This is a genomic window from Streptomyces sp. NPDC002640, assembly GCF_053592575.1.
On the sequence record NZ_JBSFVZ010000001.1, the window covers coordinates 213,397 to 239,190 of the forward strand.

Here is a 25,794-nt window from a genome sequence, read left to right on the forward strand (position 1 = left end):
CAGGAAGGATCTTCACCAGCAATGGCCGACGAGAACACTCCCGTCACTCCCGACCCCGAGAACGCTCCGGCGAGCCCGGTCGCACCCGTGCTCGCCGAGGGCGAGATCGCGATGCGGATCGAGCCGGTCGGGCTCGAGACGGAGATGCAGCGCTCGTACCTCGACTACGCGATGTCCGTCATCGTCTCGCGTGCGCTGCCCGACGTCCGGGACGGCCTCAAGCCCGTCCACCGCCGCGTCCTGTACGCCATGTACGACGGCGGCTACCGGCCCGAGAAGGGCTTCTACAAGTGCGCCCGCGTCGTCGGCGACGTGATGGGCAACTACCACCCGCACGGCGACTCCTCCATCTACGACGCCCTGGTCCGCCTGGCCCAGCCGTGGTCGATGCGGATGCCGCTGGTGGACTCCAACGGCAACTTCGGTTCCCCGGGCAACGACCCGGCCGCGGCCATGCGGTACACCGAGTGCAAGATGGCGCCGCTGTCGATGGAGATGGTCCGTGACATCGACGAGGAGACCGTCGACTTCACGGACAACTACGACGGCCGCTCCCAGGAGCCGACCGTCCTGCCGTCCCGCTTCCCGAACCTGCTGATCAACGGCTCCGCCGGCATCGCGGTCGGCATGGCGACCAACATCCCGCCGCACAACCTGCGCGAGGTCGCGGCCGGCGCCCAGTGGTACCTGGAGAACCCGGAGGCCTCGCACGAGGACCTCCTGGACGCCCTGATGGAGCGCATCAAGGGCCCCGACTTCCCGACCGGCGCCCTCGTGGTGGGCCGCAAGGGCATCGAGGAGGCCTACCGGACCGGCCGCGGCTCGATCACCATGCGCGCCGTGGTCGAGGTCGAGGAGATCCAGAACCGCCAGTGCCTGGTGGTCACCGAGCTGCCCTACCAGGTCAACCCGGACAACCTGGCGCAGAAGATCGCCGACCTGGTGAAGGACGGCAGGATCGGCGGCATCGCCGACGTCCGCGACGAGACCTCCTCGCGCACCGGCCAGCGCCTGGTCATCGTGCTCAAGCGGGACGCCGTCGCCAAGGTCGTCCTCAACAACCTCTACAAGCACACCGAGCTGCAGACCAACTTCGGCGCCAACATGCTGGCCCTGGTCGACGGTGTGCCGCGCACCCTCTCGCTGGACGCGTTCATCCGGCACTGGGTGGCGCACCAGATCGAGGTCATCGTCCGCCGGACCCGCTTCCGGCTGCGCAAGGCCGAGGAGCGCGCGCACATCCTGCGCGGCCTGCTGGCGGCCCTGGACGCCATCGACGAGGTCATCGCGCTGATCCGGCGCAGCGACACCGTCGAGGTGGCCCGCGCGGGCCTGATGGACCTGCTGGAGATCGACGAGATCCAGGCCAACGCGATCCTCGAGATGCAGCTCCGCCGGCTCGCCGCCCTGGAACGCCAGAAGATCATCCAGGAGCACGACGAGCTCCAGGCGAAGATCGACGAGTACCACCGGATCCTCGCCTCGCCGGTCCGGCAGCGCGGCATCGTCAGCGAGGAACTGACGGCGCTGGTCGAGAAGTTCGGCGACGACCGCAAGACCAAGCTGGTGCCGTACGACGGCGACATGTCCATCGAGGACCTGATCGCCGAGGAGGACATCGTCGTCACGGTCACCCGCGGCGGCTACATCAAGCGCACCAAGACGGTGGACTACCGCGCCCAGAAGCGCGGCGGCAAGGGCGTGCGGGGCACGAAGCTGAAGGAAGACGACATCGTCGACCACTTCTTCGTCTCCACCACCCACCACTGGCTGCTCTTCTTCACCACCAAGGGCCGGGTCTACCGGGTCAAGGGCTACGAGCTGCCGGACGCCGGCCGGGACGCGCGCGGTCAGCACGTCGCCAACCTGCTGGCCTTCCAGCCGGACGAGCAGATCGCGGGCATCCGCGCGATCCGCGATTACGACGCCGCCCCGTACCTGGTGCTGGCCACCAAGAGCGGCCTGGTGAAGAAGACCTCGCTGAAGGACTACGACTCCCCGCGCTCGGGCGGCGTCATCGCCATCAACCTCCGTCAGATGGCGGACGGCAGCGACGACGAGCTGATCGGCGCCGAGCTGGTCTCCCCCGACGACGACCTGCTCCTGATCAGCAGGAAGGCCCAGTCCCTGCGGTTCACCGCGACGGACGACTCGCTGCGCCCGATGGGCCGCGCGACCTCGGGCGTGAAGGGCATGAGCTTCCGCGAGGGCGACGAACTGCTCTCGATGAATGTCGTGCGACCGGGTACGTTCGTGTTCACCGCGACGGACGGCGGGTACGCCAAGCGGACCGTCGTCGACGAGTACCGGGTGCAGGGACGTGGCGGTCTGGGCATCAAGGCTGCCAAGATCGTCGAGGACCGCGGATCGCTGGTCGGCGCGCTGGTGGTGGAGGAGACGGACGAGATCCTCGCCATCACCCAGGCCGGCGGCGTGATCCGCACCCGGGTGAACGAGATCAGGGAAACCGGCCGTGACACCATGGGCGTCCAGCTGATCAACCTGGGCAAGCGTGACGCGGTGGTCGGCATCGCGCGCAACGCCGAGGCGGGACGCGAGGCGGAGGAGGTCGACGGTGACCTCGACGAGGCCGCCGAGACCGCCGCAAGCGCCGAGGGCACCGACGAGACCGGTCCCGAGGCGACGACCGCTGAGGCCGGGACCACCGGCCCGGACGAGGGTGACACGCCCTCGGCCGAGTAGGCACGAGGAGTGAGACGAGCGTGAACGGAGCCACGGGCGCCGGACCGACCGGTGGGGAGACGGACGGCGGCGGCCGTGGCTCCTTCGCGCAGCAGCAGGACCCGTCGCGGCAGGCGGCGGGAGACACCCCGACCCATGGATCCCAGGGGGGAACCGTGACCCAGCCCACCCAGCCCTACGAGCAGCCCGGCCAGGCCCAGGCGCAGGGACGTCCCGAGGTGACGCCGCTGCCGATGTCGCCGCTGCCCGGCGAGCGGCAGGGGCAGCAGGGCGCCTCCGGGCCGTACCACCCGCCGCAGGCCTACGAGGCCGGCACGGTCGCCGCACCGCCGGCCGGCGCGGTCCGGCGGCCCCGGACGGGGGCCAAGCCGGTCCCGCGCACCCGCAAGGCGCGACTGCGGGTCGCCAGGACGGACCCGTGGTCGGTGATGAAGGTCAGCTTCCTGCTCTCCATCGCCCTGGGCATCTGCACGATCGTGGCCGCGGCAGTGCTGTGGCTGGTCATGGACGCGATGGGCGTCTTCTCGGCGGTGGGCGGCACCATCGCCGAGGCCACCGGCTCCAACGAGTCCAACGGCTTCGACCTGCAGGCATTCCTGTCGCTGCCGAACGTCCTGATGTTCACCGCCGTGATCGCGGTGGTGGACGTGGTGCTGATGACCGCGCTGGCGACGCTCGGCGCCTTCATCTACAACCTCTCGGCCGGATTCGTGGGCGGCGTGGAGCTCACGCTGGCCGAGGACGAGTGACGCGTTCCGCGAGCGCGGCGCGGTGGGCCTGCGGCAACCGATTTTGGGAGTTCGCATGTCGTGCGCTAATCTTCAGGAGTCAGCGCGCGGGACACACACCGCACAGCGCGGCGGGGCTATAGCTCAGTTGGTTAGAGCGCATCCCTGATAAGGATGAGGCCACAGGTTCAAATCCTGTTAGCCCCACAGCAAAGACCCTCGGTCCTCGGACCGGGGGTTTCTTGTTTTCCGGGTTTCCGGGTTTCCGGGTTTTGGGGTTTTGGGGGAGACGGCCGAACGGCGAGACGGCGAAACGCCGCCGGCCCGCCGGTGAGGGCGGGCTCGAGGCGGTGGTCCGGGGAACCGCTGCCGCACGTGCGGTACGGCCCGGCCGAGTGTCGGCGGGCCTTCGGGGTGCGGTGCGCAGCGGAGCGCGGATGCGCGGCCGCGTGGGCCGTGGTGCGGCGCGTGGTGGTGCGGGGTGCGGGCTTGCGGGGACGGTCGTGCGGGCGCGCTGGCGTGCGGGCTTGCGGGAGGGGTCGGTGTCCTGCCGGGGTGGGAAGCGTGGGCCGGGGTGGTGGGGAGCGGGCGGGTGGTGCGGCCTGGGTGGGTCGGTGCGGGGCGGGGGGCTTCCGGTTGGTGCGGCGGTGTGAGGCGGTCCGGGGGCGCCGGGGGGCGGTCGCGCGGGGGGTGATCACGGGCGGGAGAGCGGTGTGGGGCGGTTCCAGGGGTCTCCGGGGCGGTTCTGAGGGGGCGTCGGCACCGGGGGAGGTGCGGGGCGTTCGGCCGCGCGGTACTGCGGGGGCGTGCTGGTGTCGGGGCGGGCCTGGCCGGGCGGTGCCGTGTCGCGGGTCCAGGGGTGGTCCGCTGCCGGCGGAGGCAGGTGGGGTGCCGGTCGGGTGGGTGGTACGGCAGGGCGTGGTGCGAGGTGTTCGGGCGCGGCGGCGGAGGCCGGCGTGCGGAGGTCGACGGGGGCCGCAGGGGCGACTCGGAGGGCTCAGGGCCCGGTGGACGGCCTTGCCGAGCTCCGGCCGGCCGGTGTCGCTCAGGAGGGCGGCCAGGGCGTCCGTGGTGTCCAGGGTGTTGCGGGCTCCCCGGGCGCTGCGGCAGGGGCCAGGGTGGCCGGTCCGGGCCTTCCGGGCAGGGGCGTGGGCGTGTGCGTGGCGGTGGTGCGGGCCGCGGAGGGCCGTGCGACGCGTGCGGGCGGTGCTCGGTGCGGTGGTGCGGTGGGGCCGTGGGGCGCCGGTGGGGGCGGTGTGTCCGGCGCGGGCGGGGTCTATGGCCGGCTCCTGCTCGGTGGCCTCGAGGAGCGGGTCGGAGGCGTCGCGGCGGGCCGCCGTGTCCGGGCCCGCGGTGGGCGCGGTGTGGAGTTCGGCGGGGGCGGCGAGGACGGCGGTGCCGACGCCGGTGCCGCCGTGCGCACGGGACTGCGGGGAGCCGCCGTGGGCCTCGGCGAGGATCCGCTGCTTCATCGTGGGCGGCAGCGCCCGGTACGAGGGCCGGACGCCGTTCCTGGGCGTCTGGCGCGGTACGGCGGCCGTGGCCGTGGCGCGGGGCGCCGGGACGTCCGCCCGGCGGCCGCTGCCGCCGCGGCGTCCGCCGTTGCGGGCCGGCTCGCTCCGGGGTACCGCGGTCGCGGCCGGGGCGGAGACGAGCCCCAGCGCCGTGAACAGCGCGAGGAACGCGGAGACCAGCAGCTGCCACATCTTCCTGACCTGGGTTCCGGCCATGGATGACCTCACATTCGGGTTGGGCGATTTGCGTACTTTCCTCATGATGTGTATGCGTGGAGCGATCCGTGGGACGCTCGCCCATGGCGCGTCGATGGTCCGATGAACACCACCCGGATGGACCCACGGGCGGGAAGGAACGGTCGGCCCGCCGCCCGGACGGGCTTCGGGGGCCGGTGATCCGTGCCGCGCGGGGGGCAGTTGGGTGGGGCCCCCTTGGTCACCGTTCGGTATCGGTCGGTGTGTATAGTCGGGCGCCAGAGGTCTCCTACGTCAACGAAAGACGAGGTCGCGCGGTGAAGAAGCTCCTCCTGGTCGCCCTGGCCGCCATCGGCGGTCTCCTCGTGTACCGCCAGATCCAGGCGGACCGCGCCGAGCAGGACCTGTGGACGGAGGCCACCGACTCCGTGCCCAGCGGTTCCTGAGCCGGCGCTACCCGAAAACACACGAAGACCCCGGCCGCCCGAAGGCGGCCGGGGTCTTCGTCCGTTACCGGAGCCACAGGAGCCACAGGAGCCACAGGAGCCACCGCAGCTCCAGCAGCTCCAGGAGCCGGTGCGGGCCGGCTCCGGGGTCAGCTCTGGTGCACCTGGTAGTGCGCGACCGCGTCGGCGGTGCGCCCGGCGCCGTACACACGCAGGAACTCCGCCAGTTCGGGGTGGCTCTCCCCGAGGCTGTCGGCGGCCTCGATGATGTCGCCGGCCGCGGCCAGCGACCGCAGGAGACTCTGTATCTCGCGCACCACCCGCTTGACCGTCGGAGCGCCCACCGGGCTCCCCACGGCCTGCTGGGCGGCCGCGCTCAGCACGGAGCCGCCCTGGGACTTCTTGATCTCCTCCATGCGCTCGGCGGCCTCGGCCGCGCTGACGCTGCCGTCGGCCACCTGGGCCGCGAGGTCCTGCAGCAGCCGCACCCGCTGCACGACCGCGGGGTTGCCGATCTTCGCCCGCTGGCCGCTCATGAGCTGGGACAGCATCGGCGCCGACAGGCCGAGCACGCCCGCGAGCCGCGCCTGGTTGAGCCCCAGGTCGTCGATCAGCCGTCGGAAGAGCTCCCCCAGAGGCTCTCCGTACCAGTTCCGCTGCAGCTCGCGCGCCCTCGCGGTGGCCTCCTGCTGTGCGGCTTCCATGCGTCTCCCCATCGCTTCCCCATGTACAGGGTTCGCTCGAGCGAACCACGTACCGAATCTTACGGAGGGCGGGGGGCGGCGGGGACCCCGCCGCCGTCCTGGTTGACCAATCCTTTTGCGGGATACCGGGGGTGACCGGGTAGTCTGGTCGTCGGCTCGCACCGGTGGTTCGCGGATCCCGGGGCGTACGCCGCCATTGAGGGGCCTTAGCTCAGTTGGTAGAGCGCTGTCTTTGCATGGCAGATGTCAGGGGTTCGACTCCCCTAGGCTCCACTTCTTCACCACGGACGTGCACGAGGCCCTCCCCACGGGGAGGGCCTTCGCACGTTCGCGGGGGGCCGCGCCGACACGGCGTCAACCGGGCCCACGGGTCCGGGCGTCGGGCCGCGGCGGCTACGAGCCCCGGATCTCCTTGGGCGGCGTGCGCCGCTCGTCCACCGGCTCCACCCGCACCAACTCGCCCCAGACGATGTACCGGTACTCGGAGGTGTACATCGGGGTGCAGGTGGTCAGCGTGATGTACTTCCCGGGCTTGTCCCGCCCGGACTCCTTCGGCACCCGGTCCAGGACGCCGACGTTGAACCGGGAGGTCTGCGGCAAGGTCTCGAAGACCTTGTAGACGTACCACTTGTCCTTGGACTCGAAGACAATCGGGTCGCCCTCGCGGATCTTGTGGATGTCGTGGAACTTGGCCCCGTGGCCGTCGCGGTGCGCGGCCAGGGAGAAGTTGCCGTTCTTGCCCGTGGTGGGCAACGTCGCCTTGATCGGGTCGGTGTAGTAGCCGGCCGCGCCGTCGTCGAGCACCTTCGGGTCGGTGCCCTTCTTGATCAGTATCTGGTCGTCGTCCATGGCCGGGACGTGGAGGAAGCCGATGCCGTCCCTGGTGTCCAGCTTGCCGGGGGCGCCGGCGCCCTCGATCTCCTGCTCCCACTGCTCGCGGATCCGGTCGCTCTCCTGGTCCGCCGCGCGGTCGGCCAGCAGGTTGGTCCACCACAGCGAGTAGGCGACGAAGAGGCCGAGCACGACGCCCGCCGTCATCAGCAGCTCGCCCAGGACGCTGACCACCGTGGCCACCGGTCCCCGGCCGGGGCGACGACCGCCGGGCCGCTGCGCGCGGGTGTCCTCGCCGCGCCGGTCGTGCTCTACCGCTGCCACTGTGGCCGTCCCCCGTCGAGTGCCGTGTTCACGCTGTCACGGGTTCACCAGCGCGTCGGGCTTCCCCTTGCCGCGCGGGCGTTCCTCGTCCATCTTGCCCCAGACGATCATCCGGTAGGTGCTGGTGAACTCCGGGGTGCAGGTGGTCAGTGTGATGTAACGGCCGGGCCCGGTGAAACCCGACCCCGGCGGCACCGGGTCCAGTACGGAGACGTTGCTGGGCGAGGTCGAGGGAAGGATCGAGGTCATCCGGTACACGTAGTACGTGTCACGCGTCTCCACCACGATCGGGTCACCCGGCTTCAGGCGGTTGATGTAGCGGAACGGCTCGCCGTGGGTGTTGCGGTGGCCGGCGATGCCGAAGTTGCCCTTCTCCCCCGGCATGGCGGTCGGGATGCTGTCCTCGCCGTAGTGGCCGACCATGCCGCGGTCCAGGACGCGCTCCTTGTCGATGCTCTCCGCGACCGGCACGACCACGTCCAGGGTCGGCATGTGCAGGAGGGCGAAGCCCTGGCCCGCCTCGAAGGTGCCGGGGTCGCGGGCGCCCTTGTCCCAGTCGTCCTGGAGCTGGACGGTCTCCCGGTCCACGTCGGCGGCGGCCAGGACGTTGGTCCACCAGAGCTGGTAGGCGACGAAGAGGATCATCAGCACGCCGGTGGTGATGAACAGCTCGCCCACGGCACGGCTGATCACCACGGCCGGCCCGGGTCTGCGGGCCCGTTCGGCGCGGCGGCGCTCCACGCGGGAGAGCGGGGGGCCGTCCCCGGCGGTCCCGGAGGCGGCCTCGGAGGCAGTCCCGGAGGCGGCAGCCTCCTCCGGGGCGCGGGGCGCCGCACGGCGCCCGCGGCGGCCCTTGGCGGCCGCCGCGGCCCGTCTGCGGGCCGCCCGGCCCCCTTCGGCGGGCGGCACGGCGGTGTCCGTGGACGACGCGGCGCCGGGCGGGGACACGGCGGCCAGCCGCATGGTGCTCGCCGGGTCGGTGGTACCCGGGGCCGTGGTGCCCGGGTCGGTGATACCCAGGTCGGTGATACCCAGGTCGGTGGTACGGGCACCGTGACGCGGCTCGTCGAGCTCCGGTGGGGCCGCCGCGTCGGGGCGGGTGACGGTGTGGAGCGTGCCGTCGGCGCGCAGCGGGTCGCCGGCGGTGCGACGGGTGGGACCGAGGGGTCCGGTGGGGTCGGTGGGGATCCCCGGGGTGCCCGGGGGTATGCGCAGCGCCACCGTCTCGTCGTCCTCGGGGCGCCACCCGGTCACGCCGTGGACCTGCCGACGACCGGGGCCAGGCCCTCGGAGCGCGCCACCGCGTCCGGGTCGCCGCACTCGGCCAGCCAGTTGGCCAGCATCCGGTGCCCGTGCTCGGTCAGCACCGACTCCGGGTGGAACTGGACGCCTTCGACGGCGAGTTCGCGGTGTCGCAGGCCCATGACGATGCCGTCGGACGTCCGCGCGGTCACCTCGAGCTCCTCCGGCACGGTCACCGGGTCGGCGGCCAGCGAGTGGTAGCGGGTGGCGGTGAACGGCGAGGGCAGGCCGGCGAAGACGCCCCTGCCCTCGTGCTCCACCGGCGAGGTCTTGCCGTGCAGCAGCTCCGGCGCGCGGTTCACCACGCCGCCGTACGCCACCTGCATCGACTGCATGCCGAGGCACACGCCGAAGACCGGGATGCCGGCCGCGGCGCAGTGCCGCACCATGTCGACGCAGACCCCGGCCTCCTCGGGCGAGCCCGGGCCGGGCGACAGGAGCACGCCGTCGAAGCCCTGCTCGGCGTGGGAGAGGGACACCTCGTCGTTGCGCAGCACCTCGCACTCGGCGCCGAGCTGGTACAGGTACTGCACGAGGTTGAAGACGAAGCTGTCGTAGTTGTCGACAACCAGGATCCGCGCGCTCACTGTTCGTCCACCGTCACATCGCCGAAGGGAAGGAGCGGCTCGGCCCACGGGAAGACGTACTGGAAGAGCACGTACACCGTGGCCAGCACGAGAAGCAGCGCGAGCAGGGCCTTCACCCAGGTGTTGCCCGGCAGATGCCGCCAGATCCAGCCGTACACGGGTCCCAGCCCCTCCCCATCGTCACCATCGCATCGCGCCAGCCGCGGTACGCCGCCGTGCGTCACGGAGCCGTACAGCAACCAGACTAGGGCCTTTCGGAGGCGTTTCCGGCGGGCTTGGCGTACTGGAGGTCGACGGCGCCGGTGTAGCCGGGCAGGGTGCGCACGCCCTCCTCCTCGACCTTCCAGCCCAGGCCGTAGACGTTCACGTAGACCATGTAGTTCTGGACGGCCGGCGACTTGGCGAGGGCCTTCTGCAGCCGCTCCGGGTCGCCGACGGCGGTGACCTTGTAGGGAGGGGAGTAGACCCGGCCCTGGAGGATCAGGGTGTTGCCCACGCAGCGCACCGCGCTGGTGGAGATCAGCCGCTGGTCCATGACGCGGATGCCCTCGGCGCCGCCCTTCCAGAGCGCGTTCACCACGGCCTGCAGGTCCTGCTGGTGGATGACCAGGTAGTCCGGTTCCGGCTCGGGGTAGCCGGGCAGCTTCGCGGTGGCGTCCGGCGGGGCGTCGTTGAGCGTGACGGTGACCGCCTCGCCCTTGACCGGCTCGGTGCCGGCGGCCCGCTCCAGCTCCTTCAGTTCGGCGTCCTCGGCCTCGGTGGCGCCGTGCTCGCGGGCGGCGAGTCCGTCGACCTCCTCGCGCAGGCCGGCGTTGGACTCCTGCAGCGCGGCGTTCTCGCGGCTGCGCTCCTGGATCAGGTCCGAGAGCCGCAGCAGGGAGTCGTCGGTGCGGAGGTTGGTGCCCTTGGCGGTGTGGAAGCTGGTCGCGAAGAGCAGGCCGGCCAAGGCGAACACGGCCAGTGTCAGCCCCTTGACCGGACGGAACCGGGAGCGGCCGGGGCTGGTGCCCGTCCCGGGGGAGTCGGCAGAATTGCTCAACGTACCCTTGTCTCCTTCGGCGCCGCGGAAGCACTACGCTAACCGACGCCCGGGGGAGTGCTCAGTCGTCCCTTGTTGTACATCTGAACATCCCTACGCAGCTGCCCCGGAGCGTGCACCGTTCCAGCGCGGCACGCAGCGCATCGACAGGAGAGACCCTCGTGCCGAAGTCACGTATTCGCAAGAAGGCCGACTACACGCCGCCCGCGACCAGGACGCAGCCGACGGCGATCAAGCTGACCAACCGCGCCTGGGTCGCGCCGGTGATGCTGGCGCTTTTCCTCATCGGTCTGGCCTGGATCGTCGTCTTCTACGTGACGGACGGCTCGCTGCCGCTGGAGGCCCTCGGCAACTGGAACATCGTGGTGGGCTTCGGCTTCATCGCGGCGGGCTTCGCGGTCTCCACGCAGTGGAAGTAGAGGCCCCGATCCTCACCGAGCCTCGTCGTCGCACGCGGCACGGGGGAGTTATCCACAGGAGTTATCCACAGGTGGAAAAGAAAAGACGATCTGTGGATAACCGCCGGACTCCGATCCGGATGTGATCGATCCCTCACTGCTCGAATACCTGTTCCCCCTGGTTCTGACCTGCGGAAATCGCGGTCGAGCGCAGGGGGTTCGGTATTTCCCCAGGTGGGCGGGGCAGCACCCCAAACCTGTGGACAAAGCTGTGACGCTGGGCGATGACTCAGGTGAGCTGTGCAGTTCTCAACAGAGTGCCGACGACCACCACGAGCAGCACCAGGGCGCAGCTTCCGTACTGGATCAGCGTCCGCCGGGGACCGCGGGCCGTCAGCATCGCGAAACCCATCACTCCGCCCGCGACGAGTCCGCCGATGTGGGCCTGCCAGCCGATCGAGGAGCCGGGGAGGAACGGCAGCGCCAGGTTGAGCACCAGGAGGACCAGCATGGGGCCCTGGTCGCGCTTGAGCCGGCGCTGCAGCGCGATCGTGGCGCCGAAGAGGCCGAAGACCGCTCCCGAGGCGCCCAGCGCGGTGCCCGCCGGGTCCATCAGCAGGTAACCGAGCGCACTTCCCGCCAGCCCCGAGATCAGATAGAGCGCCAGGTACCGGACGCGGCCCAGCATCTCCTCGAGCGGGCCGCCCACCAGCCAGAGGCTCAGTATGTTCAGCGCGAGGTGCCAGACCTCCAGGTGACTGAAGACCGGGGTGATCATCCGGTACCAGTCGCCCAGGTAGGCGATGCCCGCCGGCCACATCACCAGGTCCCGGGACAGGTCCGGCACGATCATGAGGGCCAGGAAGACCGCGAGGTTGACCCCGATCAGGATCTTGGTGACCAGCCGGGTGTCCGCCACCACCGGCGCTCCGGCCAGCGTCCGAGGGGCCGACGAGCCGCTCTTCGCGCCGTCGCGCACGCACTCCGGGCACTGGAACCCGACGGAGGCGTTGATCATGCAGTCGGTGCAGATGGGACGGTCGCAGCGGGTGCACCGTATGCCGGTCTCACGGTCGGGATGGCGGTAGCACCCGGGCAGGGCGTGGGCCTGCTCCTGCTGTCCCGGACCGTTCCCCTGGCCGTTCCCCGCGTCCATACCGATCCCCTCGCTCCCGGCGGCGGCGCGTCCAGCGGCCGCGGGCGGAAAGACGTCCCGCCCCGCCCGCCTCTACGGGCGAGCGGGGCGAAAGGTTCCCTCGACGGTCTGCGTCAGCGGGACTCGATGACGACCGACTCGATGACCACGTCCTTCGCGGGGCGGTCGGAGCGGTTGGTCTCGACCTCCGCGATGGCGTCCACGACGTTCTGGCCGTTGGTGACCTCGCCGAAGATGGTGTGCTTGCGGTTCAGCCAGGCCGTCGGCGCGACGGTGATGAAGAACTGCGAGCCGTTGGTGCCCGGACCGGCGTTGGCCATGGCCAGCAGGTAGGGCTTGTCGAAGGACAGGTCCGGGTGGAACTCGTCCTCGAACTGGTAACCGGGACCGCCGGTGCCGTTGCCGAGCGGGTCACCGCCCTGGAGCATGAAGCCGCTGATCACCCGGTGGAAGACGGTGCCGTCGTAGAGCTTGTCGGTCGTCTTCTGGCCGGTGGCGGGGTTGACCCACTCGCGCTCGCCCTTGGCGAGCTCGACGAAGTTCTTGACCGTCTTGGGCGCGTGGTCCGGGAAGAGCCGGATCTCGATGTCGCCGTGGTTGGTCTTCAGGGTGGCGTAGAGCTGCTCGGCCACGATCTGCCTTCCGTTGTCGTCTGTGACTCTCCGATCCTCCCACGCCCCGTGGTGGGAGGCGGGCACCGGTCGCCGTCCGGAGCGGATCGGTGGGTTTCGGTTGCGCCCGCCGGACCGACTCGTCGCGGAAGCGGTCTCTTTCGGCCGCCTATGACCCGGATCGTGACCCGGATGCCCGCCGCGGCATGCCCGATAACGCGCCCAGAGGCATGATCCGACAAAGGGTGGAAAGCCGATGGAAACCGTACGCCACCGAGGAGGAGGAACCCGTGACCCGCAAAGATTGCGCGCGCGCCCGGTCCGGTTCGGCGAAGGACAGCGTGCTGCACGCCGGTCAGGCGCTGGCGCCCTACGCCGACACGGCCAGGGTCAGGGCCGCGCAGTACGCCAACGAGGCGCGCGTACGGCTCGCGCCCGTGGTGACCCAGGCCGCCGGGCAGGCCCGCGCCCAGTACGGAGCCCATGTGGCCCCGCGACTGGCACAGGCATCCACGTATGTGCCGGCCAAGGTCGATACGGCCGCCCGGGAGGCGGCGCTGCGCACGCGGCTGGCGGCTCAGCAGGCCGTCGAGTACTCCCGGCCGGTGATCGAGCAGGCCCGGGCCAACGCCGGCCCGGTCAAGGAGGAGGCCGCCGCACGGAGCGCCGCCGCGGTGGCCGCGCTGCGCGGCCAGGTGTCCGCCAAGGACATCCAGCGCCTGGTGAAGAAGCGCCGTCGCCGGTCCGCGATGGGCCGTTTCGCCAAGAAGACGTTCGTGCTGAGCCTGGTGGGCGCGGCCGCGTTCGCCGCCTGGAAGTGGTGGGACGAGCAGGCCAACCCCGACTGGCTGGTGGAGCCGCCGGAGGCCACCGAGGTCCCGGACGACGCGAGCAGCCTCACGTCGGAGGACGACACCAGCGGTCCGATCGCTCCCACCCCGGAGAACGCCCGTACCGACGAAACCACCGGGCCGTCGACGGTCGGCGAGCAGAACACCCCGGCCTCGTCGGAGGACGAGGAGCGCCGCTGACGTCTGCCGCACCGTGACACCGTGATGTTTCACGTGGAACATCACACCGTCGGGCCCCGTCCGGTCCTCACCTCGGTGAGGCGGGTGGGGCCCGGTGCTGTTCCTCACTCCCCTGTTCGAACAGCATTCCCTCTATAGTTCGATGACGGCTCCGGCCGGAACGTTGCCGAGCGCCACTCCACACGCACCCCGATGCCGCGCGCCCGGCCAGGGGGTCGGGGCAGGAACTGGGGAGAGCTCGGCGATGACACACGCCGCGAACGAGGGGCCCGCGTGCCCCGACGACCGGTCCGACGAGGGCCACAGAACCGAGGGCCGCAGAGCCGGGGGCCGTGGAGCCGGGGGCCGCAGGGCCGCGGGCCGCCGTCGTCCACGACGCAGGGGCCTGCGGAACGTCCTGATCGGCTGTGCCGTGCTGGCACTGGCCGCGGGCGGCACGGCCTGGTGGCTGTACGAGGACCTGGACGGCAACATCGCCTCCGTCGACCTCGACAAGGCACTGGGCGACGACCGGCCCACCAAGGAGCCGGGCACCACCGAGGCGCTGAACATCCTGGTGCTGGGTTCCGACTCCCGCGCCGGTGACAACGCCGAGCTGGACGGCGCCAAGGTGGGCGGTGCCCGCTCCGACACCGCTCTGGTGGTGCACGTGGCCCAGGGCCGCAGTGAGGCCGTCGCCGTCTCGATCCCCCGCGACACCCTGGTCGACCGGCCGGCCTGCGTGCGCGCCGACGGCACCGAGGTGGGCCCCGCGAAGCGGGTGATGTTCAACTCGGTCTACTCCGAGGCCGGTTCCGCCTGCACGCTGAAGACCGTGGAGACGATGTCGGGGGTCCGGATCGACCACCTGATGGAGATCGACTTCGCGGGCTTCAAGTCGCTGGTGGACGAGCTGGGCGGGGTCACGGTCACCGTCGACGAGCCCATCAGGAACGCCAAGGGCGGCCTCAGCCTGGAGCCCGGACAGCACCGCCTCGACGGCACCCAGTCGCTGGCGTTCGTCCGCACCCGCTACGGCTACAAGGACGGCAGTGACCTGGGCCGGATCGGCCTCCAGCAGCAGTTCCTGGTCGCGCTGATCGGCGAGGTGAGGCGGCAGGACCTGCTGGGCGACCCGCTCAAGACGTACAAGATCGCCGACTCGCTGACCGGCGCGCTGACCACCGACTCGGAGCTGGCCTCGCTGACCTCGCTGGCCGACTTCGGGCAGTCGCTGCAGGGGATCGACCCGGCGGCCCTGGACACCGTGATGCTGCCGGTGAAGTACGACCCGGCCGACCCCAACCGGGTGGTGCCGGCGCAGCCGCTGGCCGACAAGGTGTGGGACGCGCTCCGCAACGACCAGCCGATACCCGAGTCGGCCCGGAAGTCGCCGGCCGACGGCTGACGGCTGACGGCTGACGAGGGGCCCGCAGGCCCGCACGTCGTGGATACGCGAGAGGGCCCGCTCACCGTGGGGTGAGCGGGCCCTCTCGCTGCGTCCTGTCGACCGCGGCCGAAAGGTGACACGGCCAAGCGGTCACGCGGTCACGCGGTCACGCGGTCACGAGCAGATCAGCATGATCGGCTGGTTCGGGTCCGGAGTGCTGTTCGGCGGCGTCACCTGGACGGCCACCGTGGCGTTCGGCTCGTCCCTGCCGGTCACCTGGATGTTGCGGTACCCGGCGTCCTCCAGCATCTTCCGGGCTTCCTGCAGCTTCTTGCCCTGCACGTCCGGGACCGGCTTCTGCTCCGCCTTCAGCTTGCCGGTCTTCAGGGTGATCTTGGTGCCGAGGTCGACCTTCTGGCCCGGCGCGAGCGACATCTCCGCGACCTTGCCGTCGAGGTTCGGGTCGGTCGTCTCGACCTCGCCCGCGCACTCGCCGGTGAGACCGTCCTGCGAGAGGGCCTGCTTGGCCTCCTCGCAGCTCCTGCCGCGGACCTCGGGCACGTTCACCTGCTGCGGAGCCTGGGCCACCGTGATGGTGATCTCGGTGCCCTTCTCCCGCTCGACGCCGTCGCCCGGGTCCTGGTCGAGGACCGTGCCCGCCTCCTGCTGGCCGTTGACCTCGTTCTCGACGGCGACCTCGAAGCCCTCCGCCTCCAGCTTCTCGGTGGCCTCGTCCTCGGTCATGCCGACCACGTCAGGGACCTCGGCCTTGGGCGCACCGGTGGAGACGACCAGCGCGACGGACTCGCCCTTGTCGAGCTTGGTGCCCTTGTCCGGGTTCTGCGAGCAGACCCGGTTCTTGGGCTGGTCCTCGCACTCGCGTTCGGTGAAGGTGACCTCGAGACCCACGTTGCCCGCGCGTTCCCGCGCCTCCGCCTTGGTGTCGCCCACGAAGGAGGGGACCGCGGCCTGGGCCGGGGTGTCGTCGCCGGTGGCGATCCAGCGGCCGATCAGGATCGCGCCGATCAGCACCAGCACCGCCGCCGCGATCAGCAGGATCGTCGACTGCTGGTTCTTCTTCTGGCGCCGCCGGTCGGGACGGTCGTCGCCGTAGCCGTAGCCGCCGTCGTCCGGGTTCATCGGCGGCAGCATCGAGGTGGCGCCGCCCGCCGGGGACATCGCGGTGGTGGGCTGGTCGTCGCCGTAGCCCTGGTTGTAGCCGCCGTAGCCGGCGCCGTACCCGACCGAGCCCATGGCCGCGGCGGCCGCCACCGGCTGGCCGTCGAGGCAGGCCTCGATGTCGGCCCGCATCTCGTCGGCCGACTGGTAGCGGTAGTTCGGGTCCTTGACGAGCGCCTTCAGCACGATCGCGTCCATCTCGGGCGTGATCTCGGGGTCGAAGACGCTCGGCGGCTGGGCCTCCTCGCGCACGTGCTGGTAGGCGACGGCGACCGGCGAGTCTCCCACGAACGGGGGACGGACCGTGAGGAGTTCGTAGAGCAGGCAGCCCGTGGAGTACAGGTCGGACCGCGCGTCGACCTGCTCGCCCTTGGCCTGCTCCGGGGAGAGGTACTGGGCGGTGCCGATCACGGCGGCGGTCTGGGTCATCGTCATGCCGGAGTCGCCCATGGCGCGGGCGATGCCGAAGTCCATCACCTTGACCTGGCCGTTGCGCGTCAGCATGACGTTCGCCGGCTTGATGTCACGGTGGACGATGCCGGCGCGGTGCGAGTACTCCAGGGCCTGGAGGATCCCGATGGTCATCTCCATGGACCGCTCCGGCAGCAGCTTGCGACCGCTGTGGAGGAGTTCACGGAGCGTCGAGCCGTCGACGTACTCCATGACGATGTACGGGATGGAGACCCCGTCGATGTAGTCCTCGCCCGTGTCGTAGACCGCGACGATCGCGGGATGGTTGAGCGAGGCGGCCGACTGGGCCTCCCGGCGGAAGCGGGCCTGGAACGACGGGTCGCGTGCGAGGTCCGCCCGCAGCGTCTTCACCGCCACGGTGCGGCCGAGCCGGGTGTCCTGCGCGAGGTAGACCTCGGCCATGCCACCACGGCCGAGCACATGGCCCAGCTCGTACCGGCCGCCGAGGCGACGCGGCTCTTCCATAGCTACCTACCAGCCCTCTCCGTCGGTACCGACCGCACCCTTCATGGATTCGGCAGGTGTGCCGTCCGGGCATACCGTACCCGGATCGCGGTGTCCCGCCGGGCCACGCCCGTCACCCGATACACGACCGGTATGGACGGCCCGGGCGGGCGTCGCGGTCCGTGACGGAAAGGCGGCGGATGTCAGTTCCCCCGTGCTCGTCACCTGCCGAGCGCGGCCTCCATGACGCTCTTGGCGATGGGCGCCGCGAGGCCGCCACCGGAGATGTTCTCGCGGACCGCGGAGCCGTCCTCGACGACCACGGCGACCGCGACGGACTTGCCGTTGGAGTCCTTGGCGTAGGAGATGAACCACGCGTACGGGTTCTTCTCGTTGTTCTCGCCGTGCTGGGCCGTACCGGTCTTGCCGCCCACGGTGAGACCGGGGATCTTCGCGGTGGTGCCGGTGCCCTCCTCGACGACCGTCTCCATCATCTCCTGGAGCTTCTGGGCGTTCTCCGGCGAGACCGACTGGGAGAGCTCCTCCGGCTCGGTCTCGTCGATGACGTCGAGGTTGGCGGACCGCAGCTGGTCGACCATGTACGGCTTCATCAGCTTGCCGTCGTTGGCGACCGCGGCGGCCACCATGGCCATCTGCAGCGGGGTGGCCCGGTTGGACGCCTGACCGATGCCGGCCATGGCGTTCTGCGGCGGGACGTCCTTGGGGTACACGCTCTCGGAGACGCGGACCGGCGTGAACTGCTCCTCGTTGAAGCCGAACTTGTCCGAGTGCTCGATCATCTTCTCGTTGCCGAGCTCGTCGCTGATCTTGCCGAAGACCGTGTTGCAGGAGATCCGCATCGCCTCGCGCAGGCTCACGTTCTTGCAGACGCCGTGGTCGTTGGTGAGCTCCGTCGACGACTGCGGCAGCGGGAACGGGTCCGGGCTGTCGGTGGAGGCGTCGATGTCGTCGATCAGCCCCTCCTCCAGCGCCGCGGCCGCGGTGACGACCTTGAAGGTGGAGCCGGGCGGGTAGGTCTCGCGCAGCGCCCGGTTGAGCATCGGGTCGTCCGGGTTGTTCTTCTTCTGCAGCGAGTTCCACGCCTCGGAGTCCTTGTCCGAGGTGCCGGCGAACTTCGACGGGTCGTAGGAGGGCGCGGAGACCAGGGCGAGGATCTTGCCGGTCGCCGGGTCCAGCGCGGCGACCGCGCCCTTCTTGCCCTTGAGACCCTCGTAGGCGGCCTTCTGGGCGGCGCCGCTCAGCGTGGTGACGACGTTGCCGCCCTGGCGCTCCTTGCCGGTGAGCATGTCCAGGGTGTTGCGGAAGAAGAGCCGGTCGTCGTTGCCGGTGAGGATGCCGTCCTGCAGGGACTCCAGCTGGTTGGAGCCGAAGGCCTGCGAGGAGTAGCCGGTGACCGGCGCCCACATCGGGCCGTTCTTCCAGGTCCGCTTGAACTGGAACTCGCCGTCGGTGGGCGTCGACCCGGTGACGGCCTTGCCGTCGACGATGATGTCGCCGCGCGGCACCGAGTAGCGCTCGATCCGCACCCGGCGGTTGTCCGGGTCGGTGCGCAGCGCGTCCGCCTGGGCGTACTGGAGCCAGTTGTCGCGGAGCAGCAGGGCCAGCATGAGCAGCCCGCAGAAGATCGCGATCCGGCGCAGGGGCTTGTTCACGGTCGGACCACCTGGGTCATCTCGGCGTCGGGGTTGGGGGCCGGGGCGGGAGCGGGCCGCCGCGCCGTGTCGCTGATCCTCAGCAGCACGCCGATCAGCGCCCAGTTGGCGATGACGGACGAACCACCGGAGGCCACGAACGGCAGGGTCATGCCGGTCAGCGGGATGAGGCCCATCACACCGCCGGCGACCACGAAGACCTGCAGCGCGAAGGCGCCGGACAGGCCCACCGCCAGCAGCTTGCCGAACGGGTCACGGGCGGCCAGGGCGGTGCGGATGCCGCGCTGCACGATGAGCACGTACAGCAGCAGGATCGCCATCACGCCGGTGAGCCCGATCTCCTCGGCGAAGGTCGCGAGGATGAAGTCGGAGTTGGCGGCGAAGCCGATCAGGTCGGAGTGGCCCTGGCCCCAGCCGCTGCCCAGGGTGCCGCCCGAACCGAAGGCCCACAGGGCTTCCTGCGACTGCTCGGTGTGCCCGGCCACGCCCTGGCGGCTGAGCTGCCACTCGCGCATCGGGTCGAGCCAGGCCTGCACACGCTGCTGGACGTGGGACTCGAAGCTGGCCACCGTCACCGCGCCGACCGCGGACATCAGCAGACCGAAGACGATCCAGCTGGTCCGCTCCGTCGCCACGTACAGCATGATCACGAACATGCCGAAGAACAGCAGCGAGGTACCGAGGTCCGTCTCGAAGACCAGGATCAGGATCGAGACCGCCCAGACCACCAGGATGGGGCCGAGGTCGCGGCCGCGCGGCAGGTAGAGCCCCAGGAAGCGGCGGCTGGCCAGGGCCAGCGCGTCCCGCTTCACCATCAGGTAGCCGGCGAAGAAGACCGCGATGACGATCTTGGCGAACTCCGCGGGCTGGATGGTGAAACCGGCGACGCTGATCCAGATCTTGGCGCCGTAGAGGTTCTTGCCGAGCCCCGGGACCAGCGGCAGCAGCAGGAGGACCAGGGCCCCCAGCATGGAGATGTAGGTGTAGCGCTGCAGCACGCGGTGGTCCTTGAGCAGGAACAGCACGATCGCGAACAGCACGATGCCGAGGCCGGAGTAGATCAGCTGGTTGGTCGCGGCCTCGACGAAACCGGAGCGCGCCTGCAGCCGCTCGGACTGGTCCAGCCGCCAGATGGCGACCAGCCCCAGCCCGTTCAGCAGGGTGGCCAGCGGCAGCAGCAGCGGGTCGGCGTAGGGCGCCAGCTTGCGCACCGCGAGGTGGCCGAGGCCGGCCATGGCGCCGAGGCTCAGCCCGTAGGTGGCCAGTCCCGCCGGGATCGAACCGTCCATCGCCAGGCCCACGTTGATGTAGGCGAAGACCGGGATGACGACGGCGAACACCAGCAGCGCCAGCTCGGTGTTGCGCCGGCTGGGCGCGCCGACCGCGCCGATGGTGGACGTCTGATGGGTACTACTACTGCTCATCGTGTTCCAGGGCCCCTCACGGCTTGCCTACTGATCGCCGCACAGCGAGACCAGCTTCTTCTCCTCCTCGGAGAGGCTGGGGCCGGGGCTGGGAGCGGACGTCGTGTTCTTGGACGGCGAAGGGCTGGCGCCCACCGCGTCCGGGTTGGTGGCCTCGGCGTTCTCCTCGGGCTTCTTCGGCGCGGGGTTCTGCTCCTCGGCCGCCTGCTGCTCCGCGTTCTTGCGGCAGGCGGTGGCCTGGGTCTTCAGCTCCTCGAGCTTCTCGACCGCCTCGTCCCGGCCGCCCTCGGCGATGGTCGCCTCGACCTTCTTCTGCTGGTAGGCGGGCAGGTACTTGAGTTCGATCTCGGGGTGGTCCTTCTCCACCTTCGAGAGCGAGACCGGTCCCAGGGTCTGGTTGATGCCCCGGTAGAGCGCCACGTGCTCGTCGTTGGTGCCGATGTAGAACTGCGTCTGCGTCCAGCGCCAGCCGCCGTAGAGGCCGCCGCCGATCACACCGAGGGCCAGCACCGTGTAGAAGCTTCTCTTCAGCCAGCGGCGTCCCTTGCGGGGCTTGGTGACGTCCTCGTCCGTCCAGTCGCCGAAGTTCGCGTCGCCGGAGGGCAGGTAGCCGTTGTCCCCGCTGCCGGGCGGGCCGAACTGGCCGCCCTCGCCGCCCTGGGCGGGCACCTGGCGCCCCAGGCCGGCCGCGCGGCCGGCGGGCGTCTGCATGGCGCCGTTGTCGTTGCTGACCTGGTTCTCGGCGACCGCGCCGACCACCACGGGGGTGTCCGACAGGCGCGCCCCGGCGAGGGTCTCGCCGGTGTCCAGGTCCAGGACGTCGGCGACGATCACGGTGATGTTGTCCGGGCCGCCGCCGCGCAGGGCGAGCTGGATCAGCTCCTGGACGGTCTCCTCGGGGCCCTGGTAGCTGGCGAGGGTGTCCTCCAGGGTCTGGTGGGACACCACGCCGCTCAGGCCGTCGGAGCAGATCAGGTACCGGTCGCCGGCCCGCACCTCGCGGATCGACAGGTCGGGCTCGACGTGGTCGCCGCTGCCCAGCGCGCGCATCAGCAGGGAGCGCTGCGGGTGGGTGGTGGCCTCCTCCTCGGTGATCCGGCCCTCGTCCACCAGACGCTGCACCCAGGTGTGGTCCTGGGTGATCTGGGTGAGGACGCCGTCCCGCAGGAGGTAGGCGCGGGAGTCGCCGACGTGCACCAGGCCGAGGCGCTGGCCCGTCCACAGCAGGGCGGTGAGCGTGGTGCCCATGCCCTCGAGGCGGGGGTCCTCCTCGACCATGATCCGCAGCTGCTCGTTGGCGCGCTGCACGGCCGTGCCGAGGGAGGTGAGGATGTCGGAGCCGGGCACGTCGTCGTCCAGGGCGACGATGGTGGAGATCACCTCGGAGGAGGCCACCTCACCGGCGGCCTGGCCGCCCATGCCGTCGGCGATGGCGAGCAGGCGGGGACCGGCGTAGCCGGAGTCCTCGTTCCCCTCCCGGATCATGCCCTTGTGGGATCCGGCGGCGAAGCGCAGTGACAGACTCATGCGCACCTCGCCCGTCGGCTGTTGCCCCGTCGGCTGCTGCCCGGTCGGCTGCTGCTGGGAAAGCCGCAGCCGGTCGTGTCGAGCCACCCTGCCCACCCTCCGGTTGGGAGCGCGCCGGCGTCCTGGGTGGGGACTGGTGCCGCGTGCTCGCTCCGCTCGCTCATTCTCGTACTACTTCCGCAGCTCGATGACGGTCTTGCCGATGCGGATCGGCGCGCCCAGCGGGATCGGCACGGGGGTCGTCAGCCGGTTCCGGTTCATGAACGTGCCGTTGGTGGATCCGAGGTCCTCGACGATCCACTGGCCGTCGCGGTCCGGGTAGATCCTGGCATGACGGCTGGACGCGTAGTCGTCGTCCAGCACGATCGTGCTGTCGTGCGCGCGGCCGAGCGTGATGGTCTGCCCCTGCAGGGCGACGGTGGTACCGGTCAGGGTGCCCTCGGTCACCACCAGCTTGGTCGGGGTGTTGCGTCCGCGGCGGCCTCCCGCGGCGGCCTGGCGGCCCTGCGGAGCGGGCGCCGCCGCCTGGCGGCCGGGCCGCTCGGCGGGCCGTGCGGCCTCCCTGCGGGCGCCGCGCTGGGTGACCCGCACGCCGAACAGGTCACTGCGGATGACCTGCACGGCCACGATCACGAACAGCCACAGGACGGCCAGAAAACCCAGCCGCATGACCGTGAGGGTCAGCTCTGACATTGCCCCCGCTTCACCCTTCGGCTTGCCGGTAAATGATGGTGGTGCTGCCCACGACGATCCGCGAGCCGTCGCGGAGCGTAGCGCGGGTGGTGTGCTGTCCGTCCACCACGATGCCGTTGGTGGACCCCAGGTCCTGGATCACGGACGGGTTCCCGGTGTGGATCTCGCAGTGCCGCCGCGAGACGCCCGGGTCGTCGATGCGCACGTCCGCCTCGGTGGACCGGCCGAGGACCAGCGACGGGCGCGAGATCTGGTGGCGGTTGCCGTTGACCTCGATCCAGAAGCGGGTGCGCGCGCCGGCGCCGGGGACGGCCGCCGGACGGGCGGCCGCGGGCGGGTAGCCGTAGCCGCCGGGGGCGCCGGGGGCACCCATGCCGGGCGGCGTGGAGGGCATCGGGGGCGGCGGAACGGCCGCTCCCGGCCGGCCCGCCGGACCGGGGTAGCCGTAGCCGCCGGGGGCCGCGCCGCCCGCCGGGTTCGGGTGCGCCGGGGCGCCGGGGCCCTGCTGGTCCGTGGTCCCGGCGAGGGTGCGGCTGCGGACGCGGTACAGGCCGGTGTCCAGGTCGTCGGCCTTGGACAGGTGCACCTTGATGGGGCCCATGAACGTGTACCGCTGGTGCTTGGCGTAGTCGCGGACCATGCCGGCCAGCTCGTCGCCCAGCTGGCCCGAGTACGGGCTGAGCCGCTCGTAGTCGGGTGTGCTGAGTTCCACGACGAAGTCGTTCGGGACGACGGTGCGGTCCCGGTTCCAGATCGTGGCGTTGTTGTCGCACTCGCGCTGCAGCGCTCCGGCGATCTCCACGGGCTGGACCTCGGCCTTGAACACCTTGGCGAAGGTGCCGTTGACCAGACCTTCGAGACGCTGCTCGAACTTCTTCAGGACTCCCATGGGGCACCTCCTCCGTCCCAGTCGTCGGCGTGCTCGCCGTACGGCCTGTCCTGCTTCCGGTCCTGCTTCCGGTACTGCTTACTGATCGTATCCACGCGGCAGTGAATCGCCTGGTTCCCCCTGTCGGCCCAAGTCCGGCTCCGTGCTGCCCTCGCTCCCGGCCGCTCGGACCGACTGCGCTGACTGCGAAGGTTCCCTGCGAAGTCCGCCTTCGAACTTGCTCGGCGGGTCTTGCCGTGTCCTGCTCTTCAACCGCTACTGCCGGGTACCGCCCCTGGATCGTACGGGCGGCCCCCGACCAGTGTCCCGCACCTGTGGACGGAGCGGTCTCCTCTGCGGGGAGGAGGGGCCGACCGGTACAGGGTTGATACGTAAACCAGCCTGTACGCCTGGAGGGCGAGGGCCTCGACCCGGTGGGCGGGGGTGGCACCGGGCGGTCGGGGCGGGAGGGGCGGAGGGGTGCCGGTGGGGTGCCGGTGGGTGCCGGTGGGGTTTTCGATCATGGACGGAAAGCGATGTGAATCCACCCCGCGGGGCGTGCTAATGTTCTGCATGTCGGAAGGCCGCGGCACCGAAATGGAGCCGAAGCCGGAAGGCAACACCCAATGCGCGGGTGGCGGAATAGGCAGACGCGCTGGATTCAGGTTCCAGTGCCCGCAAGGGCGTGGGGGTTCAACTCCCCCCTCGCGCACCACGACGAAACGGTCGTCATCGGAAACGATGGCGGCCGTTTCGCGTTGCCCGGACCCGGCTCTGTTGTGGGGAATGCCACGGCGGTAGCGTCGCGCCATTCGCTTGTTCGGCGGCGCGTGGGGAGGCGGTCCGGTGACCGGAACCGGGACGGAGAGGGGAACGCAGACGGGGACGGGGACGGGGACCGAGCCGGGCGCGGGCACGCGTGCGGCGGTGCCGCCCGCGCGGGGGCAGGGCGGTGCGGCGGACGGTGACCCGGCGGGTGGCGGTGCGGCGGGCGGCGGTGGGGGTGTGGCCGGTGGCGCGGCGGGCGGTGGCCTTCCGCGGGTGCCGGTGGTGCGCGGGTTCGCTCCCCGGTCGGCGCCCGGTGGCGAGGGCGGGGCGAAGGCGCGGGGCAAGGCGCTGCGCCGCTCGACGCCGCGGGCCGAGCACGCGCGCCTCGAGCTCGACCCCGGGCGGCCCGACGCGGTCGCGGCGGTCGAGGAGTCCGGCCGTGGCCGCATACCCGAGCTGACCCCGCTGCGGGTGGGACGCATGGCCGCCGGACCGTTCGCCTTCCTGCGCGGCACGGCCGGCCTGATGGCGTACGACCTGGCCCGCACCCCTGTGACCGGTGTCACCGCGCAGATCTGCGGCGACGCCCACGCCGCGAACTTCGGCCTCTACGGCGACGCCCGCGGCGGCCTGGTGATGGACCTCAACGACTTCGACGAGACGGTGCGCGGCCCCTGGGAATGGGACCTGAAACGGCTCGCCACCTCGCTGGTGCTGGCCGGCCGGGAGGCGGGCCTGGGCGAGGAGGGCTGCCGGGAGGCCGCCGGGGACGTGGCCGGGTCCTACCGGCGCACCCTGCGGCTGCTGGCCAAGATGCCCGCCGCGGAGGCCTGGAACGCCATCGCCGACGAGCGGCTGGTCTCCCACGCCGACGCCCGTGACCTGCTCGGAACGCTGGAGGCGGTGTCCGAGAAGGCGAGGTCCAACACCAGCGGCCGGTTCGCCGCCAAGTCCACCGAGGAGGCCCCGGACGGCGGACGGCGGTTCGTGGAGGCGCTGCCGGTGCTGCGACGGGTGCCGGACGCCGAGGCCGCGGCGGTGGCGCTCGCGCTGGAGGGCTACGCGGAGACCCTGTCCGAGGACCGGCTGCCGCTGCTCGCCCGGTACGCGGTGCACGACGTGGCGTTCCGCGTGGTGGGCACCGGGAGCGTCGGCACGCGCTCCTACGTGGTGCTGCTGCTGGACCACCGCGGCGAGCCGCTGGTCCTGCAGGTGAAGGAGGCCCGGCCCTCGGCGCTGGTGCCGCACCTGGCGACCGCCGGGATCGGCACGCCGCCGGTGGAGCACGAGGGCCGCCGGGTGGTGCTGGGGCAGCGGCACATGCAGGTGGTCAGCGACGTCCTGCTCGGCTGGACCACGGTGGAGGGCCGGCACTACCAGGTGCGCCAGTTCCGCAACCGCAAGGGCAGCGTGGACCCCGCCGCGCTCGCCGCCGACCAGGTCGACGACTACGCGCGGATGACGGGGGCCCTGCTGGCCCGGGCCCACAGCCACAGCGCCGACCCGCGGCTGCTGGCCGGCTACTGCGGCAAGAACACGGAGCTGGACGAGGCGGTGGCCTCCTTCGCGGTGGCCTACGCCGACCGTATGGAGGCCGACCACGCGGATCTGGTGGCCGCGGTGCGGGCGGGACGGATCGCGGCGGAGACGGGGGCGTAGGGGGGGGCTCGGTTCTTCCTGGACCGGGGGTTCGGGCGTGGGTGCGGGCGTGGTGGCGGGGCCTCGGTTCCGCTCGGGCTTCGGTGGTCCGCACCGGGCGACGCGGCAGGGGCGGTGGCGCGGGCGGCACCGCGGGGTCGGTGCGGCGGG

General features: G+C 71.2%; 21 protein-coding genes and 3 tRNA genes. 10 read left to right on the forward strand and 14 right to left on the reverse strand.

The window, feature by feature from the left end; translation table 11 throughout:
• Positions 1-21 precede the first annotated feature (21 nt).
• The 4 genes from gyrA to ACWD3O_RS00975 all read left to right on the forward strand — a co-directional run bounded on the left by gyrA (position 22) and on the right by ACWD3O_RS00975 (position 5,586).
• Positions 22-2,703, forward strand: coding sequence for a DNA gyrase subunit A (gene gyrA, locus ACWD3O_RS00960; RefSeq protein ID WP_451411529.1), 2,682 nt, complete (start codon positions 22-24; stop codon positions 2,701-2,703).
• Between the two features lie 20 nt (positions 2,704-2,723).
• Positions 2,724-3,452, forward strand: a complete 729-nt coding sequence (locus tag ACWD3O_RS00965; protein ID WP_451414438.1) for a DUF3566 domain-containing protein — start codon at positions 2,724-2,726, stop codon at positions 3,450-3,452.
• 112 nt (positions 3,453-3,564) lie between these two features.
• A tRNA-Ile gene (locus tag ACWD3O_RS00970) sits at positions 3,565-3,638 on the forward strand.
• 1,819 nt (positions 3,639-5,457) lie between these two features.
• Positions 5,458-5,586 (forward strand): DLW-39 family protein, encoded by a 129-nt coding sequence (locus ACWD3O_RS00975; protein WP_007824483.1) that lies wholly within the window; start codon positions 5,458-5,460, stop codon positions 5,584-5,586.
• Between the two features lie 149 nt (positions 5,587-5,735).
• On the opposite strand, the gene ACWD3O_RS00980 is transcribed toward ACWD3O_RS00975, so the two are convergent.
• Complete coding sequence (locus ACWD3O_RS00980; RefSeq protein WP_451411531.1) at positions 5,736-6,290, reverse strand: helix-turn-helix domain-containing protein; 555 nt, start codon at positions 6,288-6,290, stop codon at positions 5,736-5,738.
• Positions 6,291-6,490: 200 nt separating this feature from the next.
• Here ACWD3O_RS00980 and ACWD3O_RS00985 point away from each other — a divergent pair.
• Positions 6,491-6,563: transfer RNA gene (locus ACWD3O_RS00985), tRNA-Ala, on the forward strand.
• A 120-nt stretch (positions 6,564-6,683) separates the two neighbouring features.
• Here ACWD3O_RS00985 and ACWD3O_RS00990 read toward each other — a convergent pair.
• The 5 genes from ACWD3O_RS00990 to ACWD3O_RS01010 are packed head-to-tail and all read right to left on the reverse strand — an operon-like array spanning position 6,684 to position 10,373.
• Positions 6,684-7,445 carry a class E sortase gene (locus ACWD3O_RS00990; RefSeq protein ID WP_451414439.1) on the reverse strand — a complete coding sequence of 254 codons (762 nt, stop codon included), beginning with the start codon at positions 7,443-7,445 and terminating at the stop codon, positions 6,684-6,686.
• A gap of 36 nt (positions 7,446-7,481) precedes the next feature.
• Positions 7,482-8,699 (reverse strand): class E sortase, encoded by a 1,218-nt coding sequence (locus ACWD3O_RS00995; protein ID WP_451414440.1) that lies wholly within the window; start codon positions 8,697-8,699, stop codon positions 7,482-7,484.
• Positions 8,696-9,334: an aminodeoxychorismate/anthranilate synthase component II gene (locus ACWD3O_RS01000; RefSeq protein ID WP_451414441.1), complete on the reverse strand. Its 639-nt coding sequence runs from the start codon at positions 9,332-9,334 to the stop codon at positions 8,696-8,698. Before ACWD3O_RS01000 ends, ACWD3O_RS00995 begins: the two co-directional genes overlap by 4 nt.
• Positions 9,331-9,534, reverse strand: a complete 204-nt coding sequence (locus ACWD3O_RS01005; RefSeq protein ID WP_451411575.1) for a hypothetical protein — start codon at positions 9,532-9,534, stop codon at positions 9,331-9,333. Before ACWD3O_RS01005 ends, ACWD3O_RS01000 begins: the two co-directional genes overlap by 4 nt.
• A gap of 44 nt (positions 9,535-9,578) precedes the next feature.
• Complete coding sequence (locus tag ACWD3O_RS01010) at positions 9,579-10,373, reverse strand: DUF881 domain-containing protein (RefSeq protein ID WP_451411535.1); 795 nt, start codon at positions 10,371-10,373, stop codon at positions 9,579-9,581.
• Positions 10,374-10,534: 161 nt separating this feature from the next.
• On the opposite strand from ACWD3O_RS01010, the gene crgA reads away from it, so the two are divergent.
• Positions 10,535-10,792 carry a cell division protein CrgA gene (crgA, locus tag ACWD3O_RS01015; protein WP_451411536.1) on the forward strand — a complete coding sequence of 86 codons (258 nt, stop codon included), beginning with the start codon at positions 10,535-10,537 and terminating at the stop codon, positions 10,790-10,792.
• A gap of 268 nt (positions 10,793-11,060) precedes the next feature.
• Here crgA and ACWD3O_RS01020 read toward each other — a convergent pair whose 3' ends face one another.
• Both ACWD3O_RS01020 and ACWD3O_RS01025 read right to left on the reverse strand, forming a co-directional pair.
• A complete protein-coding gene (locus tag ACWD3O_RS01020; RefSeq protein WP_451414442.1) occupies positions 11,061-11,927 on the reverse strand; it encodes a rhomboid family intramembrane serine protease in 867 nt (288 codons plus the stop codon).
• A 113-nt stretch (positions 11,928-12,040) separates the two neighbouring features.
• The gene (locus tag ACWD3O_RS01025) at positions 12,041-12,559 is read right to left on the reverse strand and encodes a peptidylprolyl isomerase (protein ID WP_451414443.1); all 519 of its coding nucleotides are present in this window, start codon (positions 12,557-12,559) and stop codon (positions 12,041-12,043) included.
• Positions 12,560-12,828: 269 nt separating this feature from the next.
• On the opposite strand from ACWD3O_RS01025, the gene ACWD3O_RS01030 reads away from it, so the two are divergent.
• A complete protein-coding gene (locus ACWD3O_RS01030) occupies positions 12,829-13,569 on the forward strand; it encodes a DUF5324 family protein (RefSeq protein ID WP_451411539.1) in 741 nt (246 codons plus the stop codon).
• 412 nt (positions 13,570-13,981) lie between these two features.
• Positions 13,982-14,956, forward strand: a complete 975-nt coding sequence (locus tag ACWD3O_RS01035) for an LCP family protein (protein WP_451414444.1) — start codon at positions 13,982-13,984, stop codon at positions 14,954-14,956.
• A 156-nt stretch (positions 14,957-15,112) separates the two neighbouring features.
• Here ACWD3O_RS01035 and pknB read toward each other — a convergent pair whose 3' ends face one another.
• From pknB to ACWD3O_RS01065, 6 genes are all read right to left on the reverse strand, one after another.
• Positions 15,113-17,053, reverse strand: a complete 1,941-nt coding sequence (gene pknB, locus ACWD3O_RS01040) for a Stk1 family PASTA domain-containing Ser/Thr kinase (RefSeq protein ID WP_451414445.1) — start codon at positions 17,051-17,053, stop codon at positions 15,113-15,115.
• Positions 17,054-17,253: 200 nt separating this feature from the next.
• Positions 17,254-18,705, reverse strand: coding sequence for a peptidoglycan D,D-transpeptidase FtsI family protein (locus tag ACWD3O_RS01045; RefSeq protein ID WP_451411542.1), 1,452 nt, complete (start codon positions 18,703-18,705; stop codon positions 17,254-17,256).
• Positions 18,702-20,129: an FtsW/RodA/SpoVE family cell cycle protein gene (locus ACWD3O_RS01050; RefSeq protein ID WP_451411543.1), complete on the reverse strand. Its 1,428-nt coding sequence runs from the start codon at positions 20,127-20,129 to the stop codon at positions 18,702-18,704. The genes ACWD3O_RS01045 and ACWD3O_RS01050 overlap by 4 nt, the downstream gene beginning before the upstream one ends.
• A 27-nt stretch (positions 20,130-20,156) precedes the next feature.
• Entirely contained in the window at positions 20,157-21,743 is a 1,587-nt protein-coding gene (locus ACWD3O_RS01055; protein ID WP_451411544.1) for a Stp1/IreP family PP2C-type Ser/Thr phosphatase, read from the reverse strand.
• An 84-nt stretch (positions 21,744-21,827) separates the two neighbouring features.
• On the reverse strand, positions 21,828-22,349 hold the full coding sequence (locus ACWD3O_RS01060) for an FHA domain-containing protein FhaB/FipA (protein WP_451411545.1): 522 nt from the start codon (positions 22,347-22,349) through the stop codon (positions 21,828-21,830).
• 10 nt (positions 22,350-22,359) lie between these two features.
• Positions 22,360-23,238: an FhaA domain-containing protein gene (locus tag ACWD3O_RS01065; RefSeq protein WP_451411546.1), complete on the reverse strand. Its 879-nt coding sequence runs from the start codon at positions 23,236-23,238 to the stop codon at positions 22,360-22,362.
• A gap of 607 nt (positions 23,239-23,845) precedes the next feature.
• Between ACWD3O_RS01065 and ACWD3O_RS01070 the strand changes: the two genes are divergently transcribed.
• A tRNA-Leu gene (locus ACWD3O_RS01070) sits at positions 23,846-23,932 on the forward strand.
• A gap of 290 nt (positions 23,933-24,222) precedes the next feature.
• Complete coding sequence (locus ACWD3O_RS01075) at positions 24,223-25,644, forward strand: DUF2252 domain-containing protein (protein WP_451414446.1); 1,422 nt, start codon at positions 24,223-24,225, stop codon at positions 25,642-25,644.
• Positions 25,645-25,794 lie beyond the last annotated feature (150 nt).

Excerpts from the sequence above, each read along its gene's own strand:
- gyrA (WP_451411529.1), top strand. The coding sequence starts at position 22 with ATGGCCGACGAGAACACTCCCGTCACTCCCGACCCCGAGAACGCTCCG.
- ACWD3O_RS00980 (WP_451411531.1), bottom strand. The coding sequence starts at position 6,290 with ATGGAAGCCGCACAGCAGGAGGCCACCGCGAGGGCGCGCGAGCTGCAG.
- ACWD3O_RS01020 (WP_451414442.1), bottom strand. The coding sequence starts at position 11,927 with ATGGACGCGGGGAACGGCCAGGGGAACGGTCCGGGACAGCAGGAGCAG.
- pknB (WP_451414445.1), bottom strand. The coding sequence starts at position 17,053 with ATGGAAGAGCCGCGTCGCCTCGGCGGCCGGTACGAGCTGGGCCATGTG.
- ACWD3O_RS01050 (WP_451411543.1), bottom strand. The coding sequence starts at position 20,129 with ATGAGCAGTAGTAGTACCCATCAGACGTCCACCATCGGCGCGGTCGGC.
- ACWD3O_RS01060 (WP_451411545.1), bottom strand. The coding sequence starts at position 22,349 with ATGTCAGAGCTGACCCTCACGGTCATGCGGCTGGGTTTTCTGGCCGTC.
- ACWD3O_RS01065 (WP_451411546.1), bottom strand. The coding sequence starts at position 23,238 with ATGGGAGTCCTGAAGAAGTTCGAGCAGCGTCTCGAAGGTCTGGTCAAC.